Below are 24,160 nucleotides of genomic sequence, written 5' to 3' on the forward strand. Positions count from 1 at the left end.
CGCCACCTACTCTTTCTATAAACTTGGATCTACACTCATAAAGTTTTTCTCAAATGCATCGGCTACTCCAAGAACCTTCGCATCATCAAAAGCTTTACCTACTATGGACATACCAATTGGCATATTGTCCTTATCATAACCGCATGTTGTATTTACGGCTGGTAATCCAGCAATATTTACTGTAACTGTACAAATATCAGCTAAATACATTTTAACTGGATCGTTATAGCTATCTCCAATTTTATAAGCTGTTGTAGGAGCTGTTGGTGTAATCATTACATCACAGCTTTCAAAGATTTTAGCGTATTCTGCTTTAATCTTTTCTCTAAGGTAAAGTGCTTTCTTATAATAAGCATCATAGTATCCGCTTGAAAGTGCATATGTTCCAAGGAGAATTCTTCTCTTTACCTCATCTCCAAAGCCTTCTTTACGTGTACGCATGATACGTTCTTCATAAGTTTTAGCTTTAGGTGTACAGTATCCAAATTTAATACCATCATATCTTGAAAGGTTTGAACTTGCTTCTGCAGATGAAAGGAGATAATAAGTTTGGATTGCATATTTTAAACTAGGCATTGATACTTCTACTATTTCTGCTCCCATCTTTTCGTATTTTTTAACTGCTGCAAGCACTGCCTGTCTGATTTCTTCGTCAATACCTTCACCAAAAAATTCTTTTGGTAAGGCTATTTTTAGTCCTTTTATTTCACAATCTAATTCACTTGTAAAATCAATTTGTTTTCTTGAAGATGTGCCATCATGAATATCTCTTCCTGAGATTACATTTAAAACTTCTGCACATTCTTTACTACTTTTAGCAAGTGGACCGATTTGATCTAATGAACTCCCGAAAGCTACTAAGCCATATCTTGAAACAGCTCCATAGCTAGGTTTCATACCAGTTACTCCACAAAATGCAGCGGGTTGTCTAATGGATCCCCCTGTATCTGACCCTAATGTTACTACTGCAAGTTTCGCAGCCATGGCTGCAGCACTTCCTCCAGAAGACCCTCCTGGAACTCTTGTAATATCATAAGGATTTTTAGTCTTTTTGTAATAAGAGGTCTGGGTTGAACCACCCATTGCGAACTCATCCATATTAAGTTTTCCTAAGATAACAGCATCTTGACTTTTAATCTTTTCAATGGCTGTTGCATTATAAGGTGGAATAAAATTATAAAGCATTTTTGATGCACAGGTTGTTAAAATATCTTTTGTGCAAATATTATCTTTAACTCCAATAGGAATCCCTGTTAACATTTTTGTATTTCCTGAAGCAATGATTTCATCAGCTCTTTTTGCTGCTAGGATTGCTTCTTCATCACAAACTGTAATATAACTTTCAACTTTACTGTCTAACTCTCTAATTCTATCTAGGTAATATTGCGTTAATTCTACTGATGAAATTTCTTTACTATCTAACATCTGTCTGAGTTCTAAAATGCCCATATCACATAGTGCCATACTCTTCCTCCTCACACTAATTACTCCATAATCTTCGGTACTACGAAAAATCCATCTTTCTTATGAGAAGCATTAGCTAGGACTAATTCTCTATTAAAAGACTCTACTACTTCGTCTTCTCTTAAGTTACTAAGTGAAATTCCTTCACCATTAAGATTAAGATCATCTTCAATCGTAACTTCATTCATGGCATCCATTAGTTCTACTATGGCACTCATTTCAGATACTAGTTTTTCTTTATCAGCATCCTCCACTTCAATTTTTGAGAGGTTTGCCAAATAGCTAATTAAATCTGTGTTTAACAACGTCTATCACCTACCTACTCTCTATTACTCCTATTTTTTACTAACTAAAATACTCCATCAATCTTTTAAATCGTCTTCAATTGTTTTCAAAAGTTATCTGTGTTATGTTCATGCACTATTTCTACCCAGATAGTGCAAAACAGAAATAATTAAATAGCAAAAAAGGCGCTAACTACCTGCATATCTTGTTAGATACACAGAATATAGTTAGCGCCTTTGCTATACATCATTATTTTGTTATGCCTATTATATATCGCCTATATTATGATTTCAACATTTTTTTATATTTTTATTGAATTTTATCATTTATTTCTTATCTATATAAGTATATTCGTATTATATATACCATACTTTATTTTATTCTTTAAAGAGTTTATTTTAACAAATTACTAAGAAAGTAGTGGTTACTTTCCTACTCTCTTAGTAATTTTTGAATTTTTATCTTAAGTTAGTATATCCCATTAAATATTCATCTACAGCTTTAGCTACTTCTCTACCTTCACGTATTGCCCAAACAACTAAAGATTGACCTCTATGCATATCTCCTGCTGTAAATACTTTTTCTACACTTGTTTGATAACTTCCAGGCTCTGTCGCTACATTAGTTCTTCCATTTACATCAACACCGAAGCTTTCTGTTACATAGCTTTGTGCCCCCAAGAATCCTGCTGCTATTAAGACAATGTCTGCATCTATTATTTGTTCTGATCCTTCTACTTCTTGCATTTGGCGTCTACCTGTTTCAGCATCAGTCACAAATTTCACTTTAACAACTTTAACAGCTTTTAATTCGCCAGCTTCGTTTTTAATAAACTCTTTAACAGTTGTTTCATAAATTCTTGGATCATGTCCAAATACCGCAATAGCTTCTTCTTGACCATAGTCTGTTTTACAAACCATTGGCCATTGTGGCCATGGATTCTTTTCAGTTCTTTGATCTGGTAATTTAGGCATCATTTCAATTTGTACAACTGATTTACAACCATGTCTAATAGATGTTCCTACACAATCATTTCCAGTATCTCCACCACCGATAACTACTACATTTTTATCTTTAGCATTAATGAAGTCACCATCTCTAAGTTCTGATTTTAAGAGACTTTTAGTTGTTGATTTTAAGAAATCTACTGCGAAATAAATACCTTTTGCATCTCTTCCTGGTGCATTGATATCTCTAGGATTTGAAGCACCACAAGCTAAAATAACTGCATCGAAGTCTTTTAAGAGCTTACTTGCTTTTTGTCTCTTACCAATATCTGTGTTTGTAATAAATTTGATACCTTCTTGTGACATGATATCAATACGTCTTTCGATAATACCTTTTTCAATTTTCATATTTGGAATACCATACATAAGGAGTCCACCTAGTCGATCTTCACGTTCAAATACTGTTACTAAATGTCCCCTTTTATTAAGCTGCGTCGCAGCTGCAAGTCCTGCTGGACCTGATCCGACGATAGCAACATGTTTTCCTGTTCTTACTGATGGTCTATGAGGTTTGATAAGACCTATTTCAAATGCGTTTTCAATAATAGCGTTTTCATTTTCTCTAACAGAAACTGCATCTCCATTTAATCCGCATGTACAAGCTTTTTCACAAAGTGCTGGACATACTCTAGATGTAAACTCAGGAAAATTATTTGTAAGAAGAAGCCTTCTAGCTGCTTCTTCCCATTGTCCATTAAATACTAAGTCATTCCATTCTGGTATAAGGTTATTAAGTGGACAACCTACTACCATTCCTTTAATTGGTTGACCTGATTGGCAAAATGGTACGCCACATGACATACATCTTGCCCCTTGTTTTTGCTGCTCTTTTCTTGATAATGGTGCGTGAAACTCATTAAAATTATTTATTCTATCAGTAGGCGCTTCGCATCCGCTAGTCGCTCTGTTATATTCCATAAATCCCGTTGGTTTTCCCATTTTGGCTCCCCCTATTTCTTAGTATTAGCAAAGAATGCTTCGATTTGTGCTTGTTCAAGACCCATGCCCTTTTCTTCCATTTCTAAAATGGTTTGTCTCATGCGTGCATAGTCATGTGGTAAGATTTTCTTGAATTTAGGTAAGTATTCTGCAAAGTGTTCTAAAACTTCCTTACCTTTTTCAGAATTAGTTGCAGCAACATGTTCCCCTATCATTTGTTTAAGTTCAAGAATATCGTATTTTTCTGTTACTTCATTAAGTGAAACTAATTCTTTATTAAGTTTCTTATATAAATCTCTATCTTCATCAAGCACGTAAGCGATACCGCCACTCATACCAGCAGCAAAGTTTTTACCTGTTTTTCCAAGTACTACAACTCTACCACCTGTCATATATTCGCATCCATGATCGCCTACACCTTCAACGACTGCATAAGCTCCTGAGTTTCTAACACAGAAACGTTCTCCTGCTATACCATTAATAAAGGCTTTACCACTTGTTGCCCCATACATTGCAACGTTACCAATGATGATATTTTCATCTTGTTTAAATTTAGCATTTTTAGGTGGATAAACAATTAATTTACCACCTGATAAACCTTTTCCGAAGTAGTCATTACTATCTCCCACAAGTTCTAATGTTAAACCTTTTGGAATGAAAGCACCGAAACTTTGTCCGCCGCTACCATTACATTTAATCACATAAGTATCTTCATCTAATGTAGTACCAAATGCTTTTGTAATTTCTGAACCAAAGATTGTTCCTACTGTACGATCAACATTTTTAACATCAATCTCGATTTTCTTAGATTGTCTATGGCGAAGTGCACTTTGCATTCTTGTCATAATTACTCTTTCGTCAATTGTATTCTCGAGTTCAAAGTTATAAATATCTTTTGGATTAAATGTTCTAGGTACATCTTCATTTACAAATGGATTATTTATGATACAACTAAGATCCATCTTAGCTGCTTTCATATTGTGTTCAAATTCTTTGATATTGAGTAAATCTGTTCTTCCTACAAGTTCATTTACAGTGCGAACACCAAGTTTAGCCATATATTCACGGAGTTCTTGTGCTACGAAATACATAAAGTTAATAACATACTCAGGTTTTCCTGTAAATTTCTTTCTAAGTTCAGGGTTTTGAGTTGCGATTCCTACTGGACATGTATCTAAGTTACATACTCTCATCATAACGCAGCCCATTGTAATAAGTGGTGCTGTAGCAAATCCGAATTCTTCTGCTCCGAGAAGTGCAGCTACAGCTACATCTCTACCAGTTAAAAGTTTACCATCAGCTTCAATGACAACTTTAGAACGAAGACCGTTCATAATTAAGTTTTGATGTGTTTCTGCAAGACCTAATTCCCATGGAAGACCTGCATTATAAATAGAGTTTCTAGGTGCAGCCCCTGTACCACCATCAAATCCTGAAATAAGGATAACGCCAGCTCCAGCTTTTGCTACACCAGCTGCTACAGTTCCGACACCAGCTTCAGATACAAGTTTTACAGAAATACGTGCATCTTTATTTGCATTTTTAAGGTCATAAATAAGTTGCGCTAAATCTTCGATTGAATAAATATCATGATGTGGTGGTGGTGAAATAAGTGCCACACCTGGTGTTGAATGTCTTGTTTTTGCAATCCAAGGATATACTTTTCCTGCTGGAAGTTGCCCACCTTCTCCAGGTTTTGCCCCTTGAGCCATTTTGATTTGAATTTCTTTTGCATTAACGAGATATTCTGAAGTTACACCGAAACGTCCTGATGCAACTTGTTTAATAGCAGAACATCTTTCTTTATCTTTAAGTCTTTCTGGGTCTTCTCCACCCTCACCACTATTAGATTTACCGCCAATTCTATTCATAGCGATTGCCATAGTTTCATGAGCTTCTTTAGAAATAGAACCGTAAGACATTGCCCCTGTTTTGAAGCGTTTTACAATAGATTCAACGCTTTCAACTTGTTCAATAGGGATACCACCATCTTCTGGGAAGTTAAAATCTAATATACTTCTAAGATTTAATGTTCTATTTTCTCTATGAATTGCATTAGAGAATTCCTTGAAAGTCTCATAATCCCCTGTTCTTGTAGCATATTGAAGTAAATGAATCGTTTCAGGATTATATAAGTGTTCTTCTTTACCACTTCTTAATTTGTGACTACCGATACTATCAACTTCTGAATCCACATCTAATCCTAATGGATCGAATGCACTTGAATGTAATTGTTGAACACGTTTATTAATATCATCAAGAGTGATTCCGCCTACTCTACTTACTGTATCAGGGAAATATTTATCAATAACTTCTTTACTAATCCCCATAGCTTCGAAAATTTTTGAACCTTGGTAAGATTGAATTGTTGAAATACCCATTTTAGATGCGATTTTTACAATCCCCTTAAGAATAGATTTATTGTAATCATATTCTGCTGCGTAATAATCTTTATCTAATACTTTACGATTGATTAAGTCTTTAATTGTATCTTGTGCAAGATATGGATTAATCGCACAAGCGCCATAACCAAGTAATGTAGCGAAGTGATGAACTTCTCTTGGTTCCGCACTTTCTAAAATCATAGCTACTGATGTTCTTCTCTTAGTAGAAACTAAGTGTTGTTGCATTGCTGAAACTGCTAATAATGATGGGATTGCTACGTGATATTCATCTACCCCTCTATCTGAAAGAATTAAGATATTTGCCCCATCACGGTGAGCTTTATCTGCCATTACGAATAAATGTTCAATCGCTTTATCTAAAGATGTATTTTTGTAATAAGTAATAGGTAATACCTCTACTTTAAATCCTGGCACATTCATTGTTTTAATCTTAAGCATATCAGTACTTGTTAAAATTGGATTATTAACTTTAAGTACGCGACAGTTATCTTCTTCTTCTTGAAGAATATTTCCATCTTCACCTATATAAACACAAGTAGATGTAACGATTTCCTCACGAATTGCATCAAATGGAGGGTTTGTTACTTGTGCAAATAATTGTTTAAAGTAATTAAATAATGGTGGATTAGTTTCAGATAATGGTGGAAGTACACTATCTGCACCCATAGCTGCTACTGGTTCTGCTCCGGCTTTTGCCATAGGTAAAATACTTGTTTTAATATCTTCATAAGAATAACCAAATGCTTTTTGTAAACGTTTTAATTCTTCTTCACTATATTCTTCAACTTTTTTATTAGGAATGTGTAATTGTTTTAATTCTACAAGATATTTATCTAACCATTCACCATAAGGTTGACGGCATGCATATTCTGTTTTTAAATCATCATCATCAATTAATTTACCTTTAACGGTATCTACTAAAAGCATTTTGCCTGGACGAAGTCTATCTTTCTTCACAACTCTTTCAGTCGGAATATCAATAGCACCTACTTCTGAAGATAAAATTAAATGATCATCATCTGTAATATAATAACGAGAAGGTCTAAGTCCATTTCTATCTAGAATTGCACCCATTAAATCACCATCTGAGAACAGAATAGATGCTGGCCCATCCCATGGTTCCATCATTGTTGCGTAATATTGATAGAAATCTTTCTTTTCTTGTGACATAGCTTTGTTATTATTCCAAGGTTCAGGAATAAGAATCATAACAGCAAGAGGTAAATCCATACCTGACATTACTAAAAACTCTAAAGTATTATCAAGTCTTGCAGAGTCTGAACCTGCTGTATTAATGATTGGAATAATTTTATGCATATCATCTTTTAATGCTTCACAGCTAATGCTGTCTTCACGAGCAAGCATTTTATCTACGTTACCTGTAATTGTATTAATTTCTCCGTTGTGTACAATAAAGCGGTTTGGATGTGCTTTTTGCCAACTTGGATTAGTATTTGTACTAAAACGAGAGTGTACTGTTGCAATAGCAGAAGTATACTCTTCACTTTGAAGATCATGAAAGAATGAACGTAATTGTCCTACTAAGAACATCCCTTTATATACAATTGTACGGCTTGATAATGATACAACATATGTACTTTCATTACTTTGTTCAAATACTCTTCTTGCAATATAAAGTTTACGATCAAATTCTAAGCCTCTTGCACAATCTTTAGGTCTCTTTACAAAACCTTGCATAACGCATGGCATGCTATCAAATGCTTTTTGTCCAAGAACATCTGGATTCACAGGAACTGTTCTCCATCCTAAGAATTCCATACCTTCTTTTTGTACAATGACTTCAAATAATTTCTTTTCTTGATTTCTTTTTAACTCATTTTGTGGGAAGAAGAACATCCCAATCCCGTAGTCTCTCTCTTCACCAATTTCAATATGTAATCTTTCAGCTTCTTTACTGAAAAAGTTGTGTGAGATTTGAAGTAAGATACCTACACCATCTCCTGTTTTTCCTTCAGCATCTTTACCTGCTCTATGTTCTAGATTTTCAACGATTCTAAGTGCATTCTCAACAACCTGTCTAGATTTAATCCCTTTAATATTTACAACTGCTCCAATACCGCAGTTATCATGTTCAAAACGAGGATCATACAACCCTTGTGGTTCGTATGGATTTTGATTTTTGAAGTTATCCATTAAATTTCCTCCTACTAAATTAAATATATAGTAAAAAAATCAAAACCGTCTCTTTATCCTTTAGTGGTAGAGCTAAAAAATAATTATTAGAGTACAAATCTTGACCTTAAAAATTTTATTTAATGGAACACAACACAAATCAATTTACTTTCGATAACAATTGAACATAAATATAAAGCAATTTTCTGAATTTGTCAATATATTTTATCTAACATTTATTTTTTTTACATTAAATGTGAATGTATTTACTTTTTTTGACATAATTTATTTTTTCAAACAAATAAATTTACCTACTTTACAGGTAATACCAAATATTTTAAAATAGGGGTAATTATTTTTAAATACCACTTAAAAACATACTAGGAGGAATTTCATATGTCGTATAATAAAATTGGAGCATTAAGATTTGTAGAAGATAACGATATTAGATTTATTAAATTACAATTCTGCGATATCTTAGGCGAGCTTAAAACAATATCTATTTCACCTAAACAATTAAGTAAAGCTTTTGATGAAGGTATATCTTTCGACGCTTCATCTATCAAGGGCTTTAGCAGTATAGAAGACTCCGAACTTTTCCTTTTTCCAGATCCTACAACACTTTGCGTCTTACCATGGCGTCCACAACATGGTAAAGTTGCTCGTTTATTTTGCGACATTAAAACAGCTGAAGGTAAACCTTTCGCTGGTGACAGTCGCTATATCTTAAAATCCGCTTTTGAAAGAGCTAAACAAATGGGATATATCTTTAAGGTCGGTGCTGAATGTGAATTTTTCCTCTTCAAAACAGATTTAGAAGGCCGTCCAACACTCGAACCCGGCGATAAGGCTTCTTACTTCGATGTGGCACCTTTAGATCAAGGCGAAAATACACGTCGTGAAATATGCCTTACACTAGAAGAAATGGGATTTGAAATCGAATCATCTCATCATGAATCAGCAATCGGACAACATGAAATTGACTTTAAATATGACAATGTTATTCAATCTGCTGATAATATTTTAGCGTTTAAAACAGTAGTAAAAACCATCGCTGGACGCAATGGTTTCCATGCTTCTTTTATGCCTAAACCTCTTATGAATACTAGCGGTTCTGGTATGCATATTAATATGTCTCTCTTCAAAGATGGTGAAAATATTTTTGATACTAAATCTTCTGATCCGTTACCTAAAAATGCACAACATTTCATTGCTGGTATTCTTAAATATATTACAGAAATTTCTGCCATTTCTAATCCACTTGTAAACTCATACAAAAGGCTTATTTCTGGTTTTGAAGCACCTCGTCATATTTCTTGGTCATTCAAAAATCGTTCTGCCTTAATTAGAGTGCCATCTAGCACTACAGGCTATAACAGAATTGAACTTCGCAGCCCAGATCCTATGTGCAATCCTTATCTCACACTTGCACTACTTTTAGATGCTGGATTAGATGGTATCCAAAATGAATTACCACTTATGCCTGAGTTAGATTTAAATGCTTACAACTTATCTTTAAGCAAATTACTCGATTTAGGTATTCAAACTTTACCAGCAAGTCTGTCTGTTGCGCTTAATACTATGCGTCAAAGTGAGTTCGTTCAAAATGTTTTAGGTAAACATATTTTTGTTAACTATCTTACTATTAAAACCCAAGAATGGAATGAGTACAATCAAACTGTTCATGATTGGGAAGTCCAGCAATACCTCTAATTTAAAACCAAAAATCATTAAAAAGGAGTCGGTAGTGTGGAAAGAATTTTAATTGCCTCCACCCAAAGAGAATCTTCAAATGCCTTATATGATCTCATTAGCCCTCTTGGTTTTTCTGATTATGAATATGCCGCATCTGGTAATGAAGCAAGAAGAAAAATCGACTCTATCGATTATGATTTAGTCATAATCAATACGCCATTAAGCGATGAATTTGGTTCCGAGCTTGTCCTAGATATAGCTGAAAAATCTTTATCTGCTATACTCATTCTGGTTAAATCAGATCTCAAAGAACAAGTTCAAGATAAAGTAGCAGTTACTGGTGCTTTTGTTGTAGGTAAACCAATTAATAAGCAAGTCCTATTGCAATCTATTCCATTTGTTCTTAATTCAAAACAAATTATTTCTACCCTACGTCAACAGAATAAAGCCTTAAAAAAGAAGATGGATGATGTAAAAGTTATTGAACGTGCTAAATATTCTCTTATCAAATATTTAGGCCTTGATGAAAAACAAGCACATAGATATATTCAAAAACAAGCCATGGACTTGCGAGTCTCGCCAAGAGTTGTAGCTGATAATATTCTCAAAACTTATGAAGTATAATATGAAGGGTGTGGATTTATGAAAAATTAATTTTACTAAAATGCATGGAATAGGAAATGACTATGTTTATGTCGACGGATTTAAGGAAACTATTGAAGATCCTAACGCATTCTCTGAATTTATAAGTGACCGCCATTTTGGAATTGGTGCAGATGGATTAGTTATGATTTTACCATCTGAAATAGCTGATTTTAGAATGCGTATGTTTAATGCAGATGGTTCAGAAGGAAAAATGTGTGGTAATGCCACAAGATGTATTGGTAAATTCGTATATGAAGCAGGTTATACAGATCAAACAAACATCACCTTAGAAACTTTAAGTGGTATCAAATACCTTAAATTAAATGTTGAAGATAATAAGGTTACTTCTGTAGAAGTAAATATGGGAAATGCAATTCTTATTCCTAAAGATATCCCTATTCTTGCTGAAGGAGAAACATTTATTAATCAACCTATTGATATAGATGGTATATATTATAATGTAACTTGCGTTTCTATGGGCAATCCTCATGCTGTTTTATTCTGCGACACTGATATTGATAATCTCTCTCTCGAAACAATTGGACCTAAATTTGAGTTTCATCCACTATTTCCTGAGAGAATAAATACTGAATTTGTACAAATAATCAATGAAAATACAGTTAAAATGCGCGTTTGGGAACGTGGTTCAGGTGAAACTTGGGCTTGTGGAACAGGCGCATGTGCCGTTGCTGTATCTTGTGTCCTTAATGGATTCTGCAAACAAGGTGAGGAACTCACTATCCAATTACGTGGTGGGGATTTAAAAATCACTTATAATACTGATGGTAGCGTGCTTATGAAAGGACCTGCCACTAAAGTTTTTGATGGCGTTATTGAATATTAATTTAATATGTTAAATTATTTAATTTAAATACTAAATGAAATTTTACAAGGAGGATTCAAAAATGGCTTTTATTAATGATAATTATTTAGAACTTCAAGACAGCTACCTCTTCTCTACTATTGCAAAAAAAGTTAACGAGTTCGTAGCTGAACATCCAGAAAAAAAATTAATTCGTATGGGAATTGGTGATGTTACTAGGCCTTTAGCTCCAGCTGTACTTGCCGCTATGCATACTGCTGTAGATGAAATGGGACAAAAAGAAACTTTCAAAGGTTATGGGCCAGAACAAGGCTATGATTTCTTACATCAAGCAGTTCAATCTTACTATGAACAAATGGGTGTTTCTCTTGAAACAGATGAGATTTTCATTAGTGATGGAGCAAAAAGTGATGTTGGTAATATTACAGATATTTTTGGTAATGAAAATATCATTATGGTTCCAGATCCAGTCTATCCTGTATATGTAGATACAAATATTATGTCTGGTCGTGAAATTATTTACTTAGATTCTAATGCAAATAATGATTTCTTACCACTTCCTCCAACTGATTTAGAAGTTATTCCAGATATTATTTATCTCTGCTCTCCAAACAATCCAACAGGTTCTGTTTACAACAGAGAGCAACTCACAGCATGGGTTAAATATGCCTTAGACCATAATTCTATTATTCTATATGATGCAGCTTATGAATGTTTCATCCATGACGCTTCTCTTCCAAGAAGTATTTTTGAAATCGAAGGTGCTAAAGAATGTGCTATCGAATTCTGTAGTTTATCTAAAACAGCTGGCTTTACAGGTACTCGCTGTGGTTACACAGTTGTTCCAAAATCTCTTAAAGCACTTAATAGTGATGGAGATGAAATCGTCCTTAACAAACTTTGGCTCAGAAGACAAACAACTAAATTTAATGGTGTTCCTTATATTATTCAAAGAGGTGCAGCTGCTGTCTTCACAGCCGAAGGTCAATCTCAAATCAAAGAAAATATTAAATACTATATGGAAAATGCACGCATTATTGCTGCTGCTATGAAAGCAAAAGGCATTGAATACTATGGTGGAGATAATTCACCTTATATCTGGCTTAAATGCCCTAATAACATGAAATCTTGGGATTTCTTCGATTACCTTCTTAATGAAATTGCCGTAGTCGGTACACCAGGTGCTGGATTTGGTAATAATGGTGAAGGATTCTTCCGTCTTACAGCTTTCGGTGATCGTAATGCTACAATTGAAGCTATGGAACGTTTCAAATCACTTAACTTTTAATTAAACATTAATAAAAAGGCTATGTCAAAGACATAGCCTTTTTATTAATCATTTTTAATATATCTTCAAATTATTTATATACTACAACTATTTTACCTTCTTTAAAGTTTGAAACACTAGACCAATCTGCTTTTGCTAAACGTGTTTGAAGTGTAACTGTTCCACTATTTGCTTTTAATGTAATATCACTATTAAGTTTGATTTCAACATAATTTCCATCACTATCTTTACCAAATGTTGCTTTTACATCTGATGTAATTGCTTGATACCAAGGTTCTACATTTAATTGAGCTGCTGCATGATCACAGTAGAATTGCATTGCACTATTATCATTTGTGCTATAGTAGTAACGAATTGCTACTTTTGATAAATCAATACTTTCTGAACCACTTGCTTTAATATTATATACTTGATCTATTGATTCACCCACTCTTGTTGTTACTTCTACATCTACACCCTCTACTTTTTCTGTTGGATTTGTTGGATTTATTGGCTCTGTTGGATTTGTTGGCTCTGTTGGATTTGTTGGCTCTGTTGGATTTGTTGGCTCTGTTGGATTTGTTGGCTCTGTTGGATTTGTTGGCTCTGTTGGATTTGTTGGTATATCACTAATTTTACCATCTGAAATAATACTAGCTAATGCCATTACTAAACCTGCATTGTAATCAATACCAACTTCTGTTTCTGTATATTTTTCTGGATCATTTGAATATGAATCACTTTCCCCTGGTCCACCTACTAATGCACCTGTTAATACATATTTTGCTGCTTTCTTATTATTATTATCATTGTATCCTTGATAGCCGTTAGCTGCTCTATGGTGTGGTTTTGATGGATAATTGCCACCAAATCCAATTACATAAGACATACTGTTTGGATTATCACCTAAAATATAATTGATTTGGCTCATTGCTAAATCTTTAGCTTTTGAATCGCCTGTAATATTGTAGTATTGCATTGCAATAGCTGATTCAGCTGCAGCATATCTTAAACTCCCCCAGCTATTTAAGATTTTTAATCCACCAGCAGTTGGTGACATTTGATACCATGCTTTCATATTGTATTCTATTGCAGATTTATACTTGTCTTTCTTTGTTGCTTTATATAATTCTACAACTGTTGGTACACTCATGTCATCCCAGCACATAGTCCAAGCACTTTCTACTGGTACATTAGAATTTTCTTTTGATTGTATGTATTTTTCAGCATCTGCTAAATATTTAGAGTCATTAGTAGCTTTATATAACCATGTTGCTGCCCAAGCTAAATCATCTTTATAGCTACTACTCATATAATAACTTTGAGCTGGTGCAACACCTTCATTAGCTGTTCCTAAAACATATAATGATTTAGCTGCATCTAAACATTTCTTAGCATAAGCTGCATCTTTGTCTTTACTATTAAGATACATAATACTTAATGCTGCTGAAGCACCACCAGCAATATCTGAACCAGCTGCTCCTGAATTTAATGTATAGTAAACTTCTCTATCACCTTGTTTTTCTGGTGCTCCCCAATAACCATGGTCAGTATCTCCATTACCTACTTGATAATAGAATACATTAGCATTTGGATGACATTTTAATAAATAATCTGTAAAATATTTTAATATATCATATGTTTTATCAGCATTACCTGCTTTTTCAAATGCTTCTCTGTAATCAAGATAAGCCCAACCAAGTACTGATGCTGCATAGTTTTGTGTAACACCGAATTTTACATGATCACCACAGTCATGGAATCCACCTGTTAAATCTAATCCTTTATCTTTACCATCATTAACGTGACAAGCTCCACGCCACTCAAATGCATTATTATCCCCAGCATGTGGACCACATTTATTAGCATCATAAAAAATAACACTTTTTTCTAATGCATCACTATAATTAAATTCTGCTGAAGTTGATGATGCCATTAATGGCATTCCTGCAAATACTGATAATAATGTTGCAAGACTTAATAAGCATGCACCTTGTTTTCTCATTCTTTGTAATAATTTCATTTCAATTCCTCCTATAGCTTTCTTAATATTTAACCCTTTAATTCCTATAAATCGTCTCTTTTTATTTTTTTATTTTTTTATCTGTCTAAATCTGATTCCATTATAATGCTTATTCATAATTGCATGTTTAAAAATGATTAACATGTAAAATTTTGTGCTATAACATTATACATTTAACCCATAAAAATACGCAATATCACGAAATTATTTTCGCATATTGCGCATTTTTTGTTTAAATTTAACTAAATCAACTTAAATTAAGTATCTATTTTACTTTATCTAGATAATCCATATACTTTTTAGTTTCTTTTACAACTACACCAGATAAACAAATTAAACCGATTAAGTTTGGTAATGCCATAAGTCCATTTACGATATCTGCAAGTGTCCAGATAACTTCTAATTGAATGAATCCACCTAAAGCTACCATTACTAAAAATACAATTCTATAAGCTGTAATACCTTTTACACCCATTAAGTACTCAAGACAACGTTCTCCATAATAGCACCAGCCTAAAATTGTTGTAAATGCAAAAAGTGTTAAACAGATAGTAATTAAAATTGGTCCAGCTGTTGGTAATACTTGAGCAAATGCATCTTGTGTCATAACTGCTCCCGCATGTTCTCCTTGCCATACACCTGTTACAATAAGTGTTAAACCTGTTAATGTACAAATAATAATTGTATCAATAAATGTACCTGTCATTGAAATAAGCCCTTGTTCTGCTGGCCATTCCGTTTTTGCTGCTGCTGCTGCAATTGGCGCACTCCCAAGACCTGATTCATTAGAGAATACTCCACGAGCAATACCTGATTGAATAGCTTTTGCAACTATTGCTCCTGTAAATCCGCCTACTGCTGCTGTTCCTGTAAACGCCCCTTTGAAAACTATACCCAATGCTGGTATAATTTGGCTTCCATTGCTTCCTAAAATAATAAGCGTAAAAATAATATATGTGATTGCCATAAATGGTACAACTTTTTCTGCTACTTTAGAAATAGCTTGAATTCCACCAAATACAATAATTCCAATTAATACTGCTACAACAATACTTGTAATTTTAGTATCTACACCCAATGTAGATTGTAAACTTGATGCAATTGAGTTAACTTGTGAAAATGTTCCTATTCCAAGTAATGCAACTAAGATTCCACTTACTGCAAAGAATACAGCTAAGAATTTAGCTAATCCTTTAATTTTATCACCAAGCCCTCTTTCGATATAATACATTGGTCCACCTGATACTTGACCATTTGCATCGATTGTTCGATATTTAATAGCTAATACACCTTCTGCATATTTAGTTGCCATTCCGAAGAATGCTGCTACCCACATCCAGAATAATGCCCCAGGTCCACCTGCGCTAATCGCTGTTGCTACACCTACGATATTTCCTGTACCAACAGTTGCCGCAAGTGCTGTACATAAAGCACCAAAACTATTAATATCACCTGTTCCATTATTTTCAGCTTTAAAAATTAATTTAAAAGCCTTTGGTAATTTAACAATTTGTATGAGTCCTAATCTTACAGTAAATAAAATACCTGTCCCTACTAATAATACTAATAAAGGTGGCCCCCATACCCAGTCATTAATTGTCTTTAAAATTTTTAAAATATCCATAAAAAATACTCCCTTCTTTTAATTAAAAATTTAAAGTAGAGGAGTTACTTAAGTTTATAGACTATTGCTTGATACATAATACTATTAACCGTGGCTAAATAAAATATATATAATTTTATTAAATGCAAATAAATCCCTAATCTATTTTATTTATACTTAGTTTATCATATTACTGCTATATATTATGTATTGTGCTCTGTCCTTTTGCCTGAGAGATTAAACAAAATGCTTTTGCCCCTTCGGCGCCCATAACTTGAGTCTCTCCAGAGTCCGTCAGCCGTGCAGTTCTCGCTTTTCTAAGCACCTGAGAGTGTTACTCCTTCGGTGGATCTTGTAACCTTAGGTTTTAACGTCACTTAGATCACTCTTCTGTATAGCTTCATCCGGTTATGTTAAATTAATCTTATAATACAAAAAAATAAAGTCAACAAATTTATGCAACTTGACATCATTTGCTAACTTTAGCTTTTTTAGATTCCCATGCATTTATTTCATATATAATTTTATTTGCTTTCAACTTTTCTTCCATATTATATAACTCATGATTAAACATTTGATTTACTAAACAAGCCTTTCCATAATGATAAATACTATATATAGGCTTTACACTATATACATTTTCTAAAAATAATATTTCAAACCATTTAAGTTTTTCTTCACATTTATTGATTTCTTCCTGTACATATTTTTTTATCTCAGATGTAATTTCCCCTATATACCATTGTTGTCCGCTCTTTTCACAAAATTTAGTTCTCCTACATTTTAAATAAAATAATAATTCTTTTACTTTTTCCGTTTCTGTAACCCAACAGCCTATACTAATATACTGTGCTCTACTAAATCCCAGTTCTAAAACTTGTTTCATGATTTCTTCTTTATATACTCTTGAATTTCCTTCTTTGGCTTCGTCGTAAATATGTAAGTTAATGTCTTTCTTTAAATTAACTTCTTCTATTAAATAAGGTTCTTTCACTTCTACTTGCTCTTGTGTACTATAAACCTCCTTGCACAAAATACTTTCAAATACTATCTTAGGCTTATTATCTTTTATCTCAAGTACAGCAAAATGTCCTCTATCATTTTCATCTTTCATTAAAGCTCCTGGTTCTATAATATTAGTATTAAAAAACGGTTCTTTAGCATGTGTAAATTGCTGTAAATGTCCACCTCCACAAAAAATATAAGTATAACTTTCTCCATCTACTATCTTACTTGAGCTATGTGCAATCTTCTGTGATATTTCTACAAATCCATTTAAATGCATCATTAATATTTTCATATTACCTATTTCAATACTCTTAATAGTTGGTAACTCTCTTAATTTATTTAATGCCCTTTTATCCAACTTATCCTTGGTCCAGGCTAAAGTTCCTGCTTTGTCTTCTGGAGTACCATCTTCTATCATCCTAGCTTCATCATATCCCATAATATTAACAAATCGTTTATCTTCTAATACTTTCTTAAGTACTTCATAAGGATATGGCCCCTCACTTATAAAATCGCCTAGGTTTATCACTAATTCAATCTTTTCCTTTTCTACATAAGCTAAGAATGTATCAAGCATATACAGGTTTGCATGGAGATCTGAAATAATAGCCACTTTATTATATGCCATTTTGCTCCTCCCTTATTTCCCTTTACTATTTATTTTTCGGTGTAATCCTCATATACCTTATACTTTAAACAGAATGTTCAGAAATATTTTTATAAATAAAACAGGCTATAAAATACTTATAGTCTGTTTTATTTATACTCAAGCTATTCATTTTATATAGACAACTATTATTCTAAATTTAGATGCTTGCTTAAGATAAAATTAGTACAAATAAATAATATCACGCTACTAACAGCAGCAAATCCGCATCCACCTATCATGATTAACTTAGGATCTAATTGATTAATTCCTACGATAGCAATAAGTGCTGTCATAATTACATTGTTAAGTACTACATCGATTCCTACATATATTCCAAAAGCACATAATCCTCTATGTTTAGAGAATGGAGGTAATTGTGCAATTGTAAGTGCTGTATAAATCATTAAAATAAATTCTGTTAATCCTAGTAAAACGCCACTTCCTATCCAAGCCATGAAACTATAAACACTCATGTGTAATTCACTTATAAGCTGTGTATTGAGCTCATTCCAATTATCTTTTATTTCAGTAATCAATTGAGCTAGTTCATGTCCATCTGAATAGGTATTGTATAAAATAATAAAAGTTAAAAATGCTATAATACAACTTGCGAAAACCCATATAATTGTTACAAGTAACTTAGAAATAATAATTTGACTACTACTTACTGGAAGTGTAAACATCAAATACCCCTCATCTCCTAGTAAGTTTTTATTAAACCTTTGTACCGCCATAATAATGGTTACAATGCCTAATGCAATAAATGAAAATACTAAAATTCCCAATGTAATAACTATTCCAGAATTAAATTTAACTTGATTAAATATCATATTTGAAATCGCTAATGCTAAAATTGCTACATACATTACCAAAAACGTCATTGCTGTTGCTTTAATCTCATACTTTAATAATTTCCCTAACATACAAATACCTCCCTAAATAATGCATCTATAGACTTACCTTTTTCTTCTCTGATTTCATCTACACTACCTTGTAATACTACTTCCCCATAGGCTAAAAAGATTACTTCATCACATATATTTTCAATCTCTTGAATGAGATGTGTTGCTATTAAAATAGAACTTTCTGTACTATAATTTTTAATAATTGTTTTTAAGATATAATCTCTTGTAGCTGGATCTACTCCCCCAATTGGTTCATCTAAAATATATAAGTCTGCTTTTCGAGACATAACTAAAATAAGTTGTACTTTTTCTTTTGTTCCTTTAGACATAGTTTTTAATTTGTCATTTTTATTGATATTAAGCTGTTTGAGCATTTCCTCTGCCCTATTTCTATCAAAATCACTATAGAAGTCTGAGAAGAAGCTTAATATATCTTTTACCTTCATCCAATTATTTAAATAAGTTCTTTCTGGTAAATAAGCCATTATTTTTTTAGATTCATTACCTAGTGCATTGCCTTTAATTGTAATCATTCCATTATTGGGCTCAATTAAACCATTTATTAATTTAATTAATGTACTCTTCCCACTTCCATTAGGACCTAAAAGCCCAACAATTTTTCCTGATGATACATCTATACTTACATCCTTTAATACTTCTTTCTTTCCATATTTCTTAGTTACATTTTGTATGTGTAATAATGCATTCATTTTTTAACCTCCCTTTATCTTTCCCTGTTTCTAACTACATTTTTTTAAGACATCTTGTAAAATTTGTGTAACCTCTTCTTTGCTATACCCCAATGAACTTAATGTTTCAGTTGTCTCTCTAAATTTTTTTACTGCAATGCTTTCTCTCATATCACTAAACCCCGTATAAATCATATTAGAATTATTTAATGTTTCCCCCAATTGTCCTTTCATCTTAACTTACCTCCTCTAAAAAACCATTTATTAATTCTATTAACTCTTTCCGCGTATAACCTAGTTGTAATAATGATGTTGTTAATTCTCTTACTTTTTCATGTGCATATTCATTTCTTAATCTTTGAATTAACTCCTTATCTTCTGTTACAAATCTACCACTTGTCCTTTGACTAAATACAAGTTCTTCTCTTTCTAATTCTGCTAATGCACGTTGCATCGTATTAGGATTCACCCCGGCATCTTGTGCTAAATCTCTTACGGAATCTAATTTGCTTCCTGTTCCAATAACGCCTGATATAATTCTTAGTTTTAATTGATCTAAAAGTTGTCTATAAATTGGTTCATTGTTATTAAATTCCCACGCCATTGAAATAACCTCCTTTAAAATTTTTTATTACTTTTTCTACTGCTAGCTTAAATTTATCTATATGATTTTATTACTGTATTAATCACTTAATACAATAATACATATTAATATCTAAATTGTCAATACAATTTAGATATTCTGACAAACAAAAAGCAGATTTCTTATCTAAAGAATATCTGCTTTTTTAATAATATAATTTATATGATTCTTTTATATACTTCTATTCTACTACAGCTGCTTCTTTACTCATAGCTTGTTCAAGCGCTTGTATCTCTTCATCTGATAAATTATAAGTAGATTTACCATCTTTAATAGGCTTAGCATATGTATAAGAACCATCTCTACTATAGATTCCATTTAAAACAATACCATCATTTTGTTTATTTAATAATGCAATAGCAAATGATAAATCTGCACCTGTATGTGCAATTGCTTGGTATCTTACGATGCCTACTTTTTGCACACAATCATTTAAATCTGTCTCTACTTGTTGCATAACTGCTCTAACTTCATTATTACTTTCTACTAACTCATTAATATGCTTTGTATATTGTACTAAAAGGCCTTCTAAATCAATATCATCTTTACTCATAAACTTCTCAAATCTTTTTTGTAACTTGTTAAGTTTACTCTTTGTTCTAAGACTACCAATTAATAACACAAATATTAATAAACCTAATCCTCCAACAATATATATTGAATAACTATTATATAACGCTAACACTCGTTCTATTGTCATTTTCTCTTCTTTCCTTTTTCTATTAATTCATGCTTATAAGTTCTATAATTCTAGATAATTCTTCATCAGAATAATATTCGATTTCAATTTTTCCTTTTTTAGCACCTTTAGAAATAACAACTTTTGTTCCTAATGCTTTTTGTAATGTTTCTTGTAATTCTCTATAAAAAGGATTAGTTTTTACCTTTTCTTCTGGCTTTTTCTCTTTTTTATTATTTAAAAGTGCTTGAATATATCTTTCTGTCTCTCTTACGCTAAGTGATTTTTCATTAATTAAATCAGTTACTTGTTTTTGAACTTTATTATCTTTTAATGCTAATAATGCTCTAGCATGTCCAAATGTAATTTCATCTGTTCTTAATTTTTCTTGAACATATGTTGTTAAATTAAGTAATCGCATAATGTTAGCTACTGATGCCCTGCTTTTTCCTACTTTATCAGCTACTTGCTCTTGTGTTAGATCAAATCGCTCCATTAATAAGCTATAAGCACATGCAAGCTCCATAGCATTTAAATCTGAACGTTGAACGTTTTCAACCACAGCAATCTCTAGAGTTTGTTGTTCTGTAAAAGATTTTATGATAACTGGTACTTCTGTAATCTTAGCCATTCTAGCTGCTCTATATCTTCTTTCTCCTGCAACAATCTCATATTTATTATTTTTTTCTCTTACAATGAGTGGTTGTAAAATACCATGTTCTAATATAGATGAACTTAACTCTTTTAATTCCTCTTCATCGAAATTCTTTCTTGGTTGCCCAAAATTAGGCTCAATCTCATTAATATCTACAATTTTAATGATTTCTTCTTTATCATTTGCTGCACTTACTAACTCATCTGATAATAATGCATTAAGCCCTCTTCCTAATCCTCTTTGTTGTTTCATCAGCTTTAATTCCTCTCTACAAATTCTTTTGCTAATTGACGATATTGGTCACTACCCTTTGATCTTGAGTCATATTTAATACAAGACATTCCAAAGCTAGGTGCTTCACTTAATCTAACACTTCTTGTGATTTTTGTTTGATATACAGTATCTTTAAAATGTGTTTCAACTTCTTTTACAACTTGAGCTGATAAATTTGTTCTATTATCAAACATTGTAAATAGAATTCCCTCTAGTACAAGTTTAGGGTTAATATTTTTCTTTACTAATCCAACTGTTTGTACTAATTGTGATAATCCTTCTAATGCATAATATTCACATTGCATCGGAATCAGTACAGAATCAGCAGCGGTTAATGCATTAACAGTTAATATATTTACAGCTGGTGGACAATCAATAAATATGTAATCATATTCATCTTTAATCATATCAATTTGTTTCTTTAAGATAAATTCACGTTGTTTTGTATTAACTAACTCTACTTCTGTCCCCGCTAAATTCATATTAGATGCTACAATACTAATTGGTTCATGTTCCGATTGTTGTATTGCTTCTTTTATATTAATGTTATTTACTAGTATATCATATACTGTGCTATTTACTTGATTCTTTAAAATACCACATCCACTCGTTGCATTCCCCTGTGGGTCAATATCTATGATAAGTACTTTATAGTCCTCTTCTGCTAATGCAGCTGATAAATTCACAACCGTAGTCGTCTTACCAACTCCTCCCTTTTGGTTAACAACAGCAATTACTTTACCCATAACATCCTCCTCTTTTTCTTTTCTCTTATGATTAAACTTAGTATAGCATATCCCTATTTTTTTATAAATATTTCATCTATTAATTTCTATATTTTATTCTCTTATAACTTTCATTTTACCTTAATCTTCCTATACTCATTTTCCTTACTGATATACTATAACTTTTTTTAAATTATACCTTTCACTACTCTTTATATAAAAAATAAGATGTTCACATGAAACACTATCTTTCTAATTTAATAAAATTATTTTAAATCTCATTATATACTACTTTCCTATTACTTTAAGCTTTCAACTTATTATTAAATTTAACACTCTATTATTCGCCTATTTTATGATTCCTTAATTACTATTTAAGTAAATGAATTACTAATATTTTATCTTTATATAAGATTGTTCCACGTGGAACATATTTTATATTTTCATTGTTGCTTAGTTACTAACTTTTATTTTCATTAACATGAAAATAGCCAGCCTCCTGAGGTTTAATATAATTATTAGACCATACCAAACATAAAGGAACTGACTATGGACAATTATATTACTTTATTCAAAAAATTTATAGACCTTATCGATTGGAAATTACTTCAAAAATATACTTTTAAACTAAATACCGATTTTAAAAAGAATAAATTTTTTACACATGAACACCTTGCTAGTATGATTTATTTTCATATTTGTGAACATGATGGACTTCGTGATTTAAAACAAAGTATGACTGTTCAAATGTCAGAACTCTTACCAAACATCAGCTTAGCTACTTTAGCAAATCATAATAAACCTAGAGATTACAGAGTATTTCTTCCTATTATGCAAGAATTGATTAATACTTCTGTCTCAACGCTTACAAAAGATGAATACCTAAAAAAATTGACTTTGGTCAAGATGATTGACTTTACTACTATAAGCATGTATTTACGCTTTTTTGACTGTGCAAAGTTCCGAAAGACAAAAGCTGGTATAAAAATACATACAAGTATGAATGATCCAACAGGTGTACCCGATCGTCAATGTCGTTTAGTTAAGACATTGATCTTAGAATATTTCTTAAATACCCAAGTACTTAAACCTCTACTTGGGTATTTTTTATGTAAAAAAGCTTGACAAAATCTATAAAATTTGCGGCGAAGCCCCTTGATGATATACAACTTCAAGGAGGCATATTAATGACTAGCTACGCAACACAAATTAAAGAAAATTTACTAGGGATTATTGAACAAATGAATGACTATCAATGGCTTTTTGTTAAAAATCCTGAAAAGGATTTTATGTGTAATCGCAAATTAGATTTTAAAACAATGCTTGGATTACTTTTAAGTATGAACGGAAATAGCATTTACAAAGAATTATTAGATTACTGTGGTTATACATCTATATATAGCTACTTCTTCAGCTCTTGTACAACAACGTGATAAAATTTTACCTTTTGCATTTGAGTTTTTACTCCATGAGTTTAATGACTCGTTTAAGCAATATAAAACGTATAAAGGATATAGATTAGTGGCAGTTGATGGGGCGGATTTAAATATCTCACATAATCCCAATGATTCAAGCACCTATTTTCAGTCTTCTCCTAACATAAAAGGTTTCAACTTATTACATCTTAATGAAATGTATGACTTTT

The 24,160-nt window shown here is 32.2% G+C and carries 20 protein-coding genes and 1 riboswitch; of the genes, 6 read left to right on the forward strand and 14 right to left on the reverse strand.

The features are described from left to right. Positions 1-15: 15 nt before the first annotated feature. The 4 genes from gatA to gltB form a co-directional block, all read right to left on the reverse strand. Complete coding sequence (gene gatA / locus JCM14822_RS02645; protein WP_054739391.1) at positions 16-1,464, reverse strand: Asp-tRNA(Asn)/Glu-tRNA(Gln) amidotransferase subunit GatA; 1,449 nt, start codon at positions 1,462-1,464, stop codon at positions 16-18. A gap of 20 nt (positions 1,465-1,484) precedes the next feature. Further along, on the reverse strand, positions 1,485-1,769 hold the full coding sequence (gene gatC / locus JCM14822_RS02650; protein WP_054739392.1) for an Asp-tRNA(Asn)/Glu-tRNA(Gln) amidotransferase subunit GatC: 285 nt from the start codon (positions 1,767-1,769) through the stop codon (positions 1,485-1,487). Positions 1,770-2,207: 438 nt separating this feature from the next. Beyond that, complete coding sequence (locus JCM14822_RS02655; RefSeq protein ID WP_054739394.1) at positions 2,208-3,695, reverse strand: glutamate synthase subunit beta; 1,488 nt, start codon at positions 3,693-3,695, stop codon at positions 2,208-2,210. Positions 3,696-3,706: 11 nt separating this feature from the next. Beyond that, a complete protein-coding gene (gltB, locus tag JCM14822_RS02660; RefSeq protein ID WP_054739396.1) occupies positions 3,707-8,254 on the reverse strand; it encodes a glutamate synthase large subunit in 4,548 nt (1,515 codons plus the stop codon). A 375-nt stretch (positions 8,255-8,629) separates the two neighbouring features. Between gltB and glnA the strand changes: the two genes are divergently transcribed. From glnA to JCM14822_RS02680, 4 genes are all read left to right on the forward strand, one after another. Then, positions 8,630-9,946, forward strand: a complete 1,317-nt coding sequence (glnA, locus tag JCM14822_RS02665) for a type I glutamate--ammonia ligase (RefSeq protein WP_054739399.1) — start codon at positions 8,630-8,632, stop codon at positions 9,944-9,946. 36 nt (positions 9,947-9,982) lie between these two features. Beyond that, positions 9,983-10,552: an ANTAR domain-containing response regulator gene (locus tag JCM14822_RS02670; protein WP_054739401.1), complete on the forward strand. Its 570-nt coding sequence runs from the start codon at positions 9,983-9,985 to the stop codon at positions 10,550-10,552. 25 nt (positions 10,553-10,577) lie between these two features. Beyond that, positions 10,578-11,417: a diaminopimelate epimerase gene (dapF, locus tag JCM14822_RS02675; protein ID WP_054739402.1), complete on the forward strand. Its 840-nt coding sequence runs from the start codon at positions 10,578-10,580 to the stop codon at positions 11,415-11,417. Between the two features lie 61 nt (positions 11,418-11,478). Further along, positions 11,479-12,684, forward strand: coding sequence for an LL-diaminopimelate aminotransferase (locus JCM14822_RS02680; protein WP_054739404.1), 1,206 nt, complete (start codon positions 11,479-11,481; stop codon positions 12,682-12,684). Positions 12,685-12,754: 70 nt separating this feature from the next. Here JCM14822_RS02680 and JCM14822_RS02685 read toward each other — a convergent pair whose 3' ends face one another. The 10 genes from JCM14822_RS02685 to JCM14822_RS02730 all read right to left on the reverse strand — a co-directional run bounded on the left by JCM14822_RS02685 (position 12,755) and on the right by JCM14822_RS02730 (position 22,536). Next, positions 12,755-14,686 carry a glycoside hydrolase family 9 protein gene (locus JCM14822_RS02685; protein WP_054739406.1) on the reverse strand — a complete coding sequence of 644 codons (1,932 nt, stop codon included), beginning with the start codon at positions 14,684-14,686 and terminating at the stop codon, positions 12,755-12,757. Positions 14,687-14,951: 265 nt separating this feature from the next. Next, positions 14,952-16,310, reverse strand: a complete 1,359-nt coding sequence (locus JCM14822_RS02690; RefSeq protein WP_054739408.1) for an alanine/glycine:cation symporter family protein — start codon at positions 16,308-16,310, stop codon at positions 14,952-14,954. 186 nt (positions 16,311-16,496) lie between these two features. Beyond that, a riboswitch (glycine riboswitch) is annotated at positions 16,497-16,587 on the reverse strand. A gap of 171 nt (positions 16,588-16,758) precedes the next feature. Continuing rightward, positions 16,759-17,925, reverse strand: coding sequence for a metallophosphoesterase family protein (locus JCM14822_RS02695; RefSeq protein ID WP_054739411.1), 1,167 nt, complete (start codon positions 17,923-17,925; stop codon positions 16,759-16,761). A gap of 167 nt (positions 17,926-18,092) precedes the next feature. Beyond that, positions 18,093-18,869: a hypothetical protein gene (locus JCM14822_RS02700; protein WP_054739413.1), complete on the reverse strand. Its 777-nt coding sequence runs from the start codon at positions 18,867-18,869 to the stop codon at positions 18,093-18,095. Further along, positions 18,863-19,561 carry an ABC transporter ATP-binding protein gene (locus JCM14822_RS02705; RefSeq protein WP_054739414.1) on the reverse strand — a complete coding sequence of 233 codons (699 nt, stop codon included), beginning with the start codon at positions 19,559-19,561 and terminating at the stop codon, positions 18,863-18,865. Before JCM14822_RS02705 ends, JCM14822_RS02700 begins: the two co-directional genes overlap by 7 nt. Before the next feature lie 30 nt (positions 19,562-19,591). Next, entirely contained in the window at positions 19,592-19,774 is a 183-nt protein-coding gene (locus JCM14822_RS02710) for a UBA domain-containing protein (protein ID WP_054739416.1), read from the reverse strand. Position 19,775: 1 nt separating this feature from the next. Then, positions 19,776-20,144, reverse strand: a complete 369-nt coding sequence (locus JCM14822_RS02715; protein WP_054739418.1) for a GntR family transcriptional regulator — start codon at positions 20,142-20,144, stop codon at positions 19,776-19,778. Between the two features lie 220 nt (positions 20,145-20,364). Beyond that, complete coding sequence (locus JCM14822_RS02720) at positions 20,365-20,883, reverse strand: DUF4446 family protein (RefSeq protein WP_054739420.1); 519 nt, start codon at positions 20,881-20,883, stop codon at positions 20,365-20,367. A 22-nt stretch (positions 20,884-20,905) separates the two neighbouring features. Further along, a complete protein-coding gene (locus JCM14822_RS02725; RefSeq protein WP_054739422.1) occupies positions 20,906-21,769 on the reverse strand; it encodes a ParB/RepB/Spo0J family partition protein in 864 nt (287 codons plus the stop codon). A gap of 5 nt (positions 21,770-21,774) precedes the next feature. Then, on the reverse strand, positions 21,775-22,536 hold the full coding sequence (locus tag JCM14822_RS02730) for a ParA family protein (protein WP_054739424.1): 762 nt from the start codon (positions 22,534-22,536) through the stop codon (positions 21,775-21,777). 528 nt (positions 22,537-23,064) lie between these two features. Here JCM14822_RS02730 and JCM14822_RS02735 point away from each other — a divergent pair. Then, the gene (locus JCM14822_RS02735; RefSeq protein ID WP_054739426.1) at positions 23,065-23,640 is read left to right on the forward strand and encodes a DUF4372 domain-containing protein; all 576 of its coding nucleotides are present in this window, start codon (positions 23,065-23,067) and stop codon (positions 23,638-23,640) included. 62 nt (positions 23,641-23,702) lie between these two features. Continuing rightward, entirely contained in the window at positions 23,703-23,948 is a 246-nt protein-coding gene (locus JCM14822_RS02740; RefSeq protein ID WP_054739428.1) for a hypothetical protein, read from the forward strand. The last annotated feature ends 212 nt before the right edge of the window (positions 23,949-24,160 follow it).

The sequence above is a fragment of the Cellulosilyticum ruminicola JCM 14822 genome (assembly GCF_001311925.1).
Classification (GTDB): domain Bacteria; phylum Bacillota; class Clostridia; order Lachnospirales; family Cellulosilyticaceae; genus Cellulosilyticum; species Cellulosilyticum ruminicola.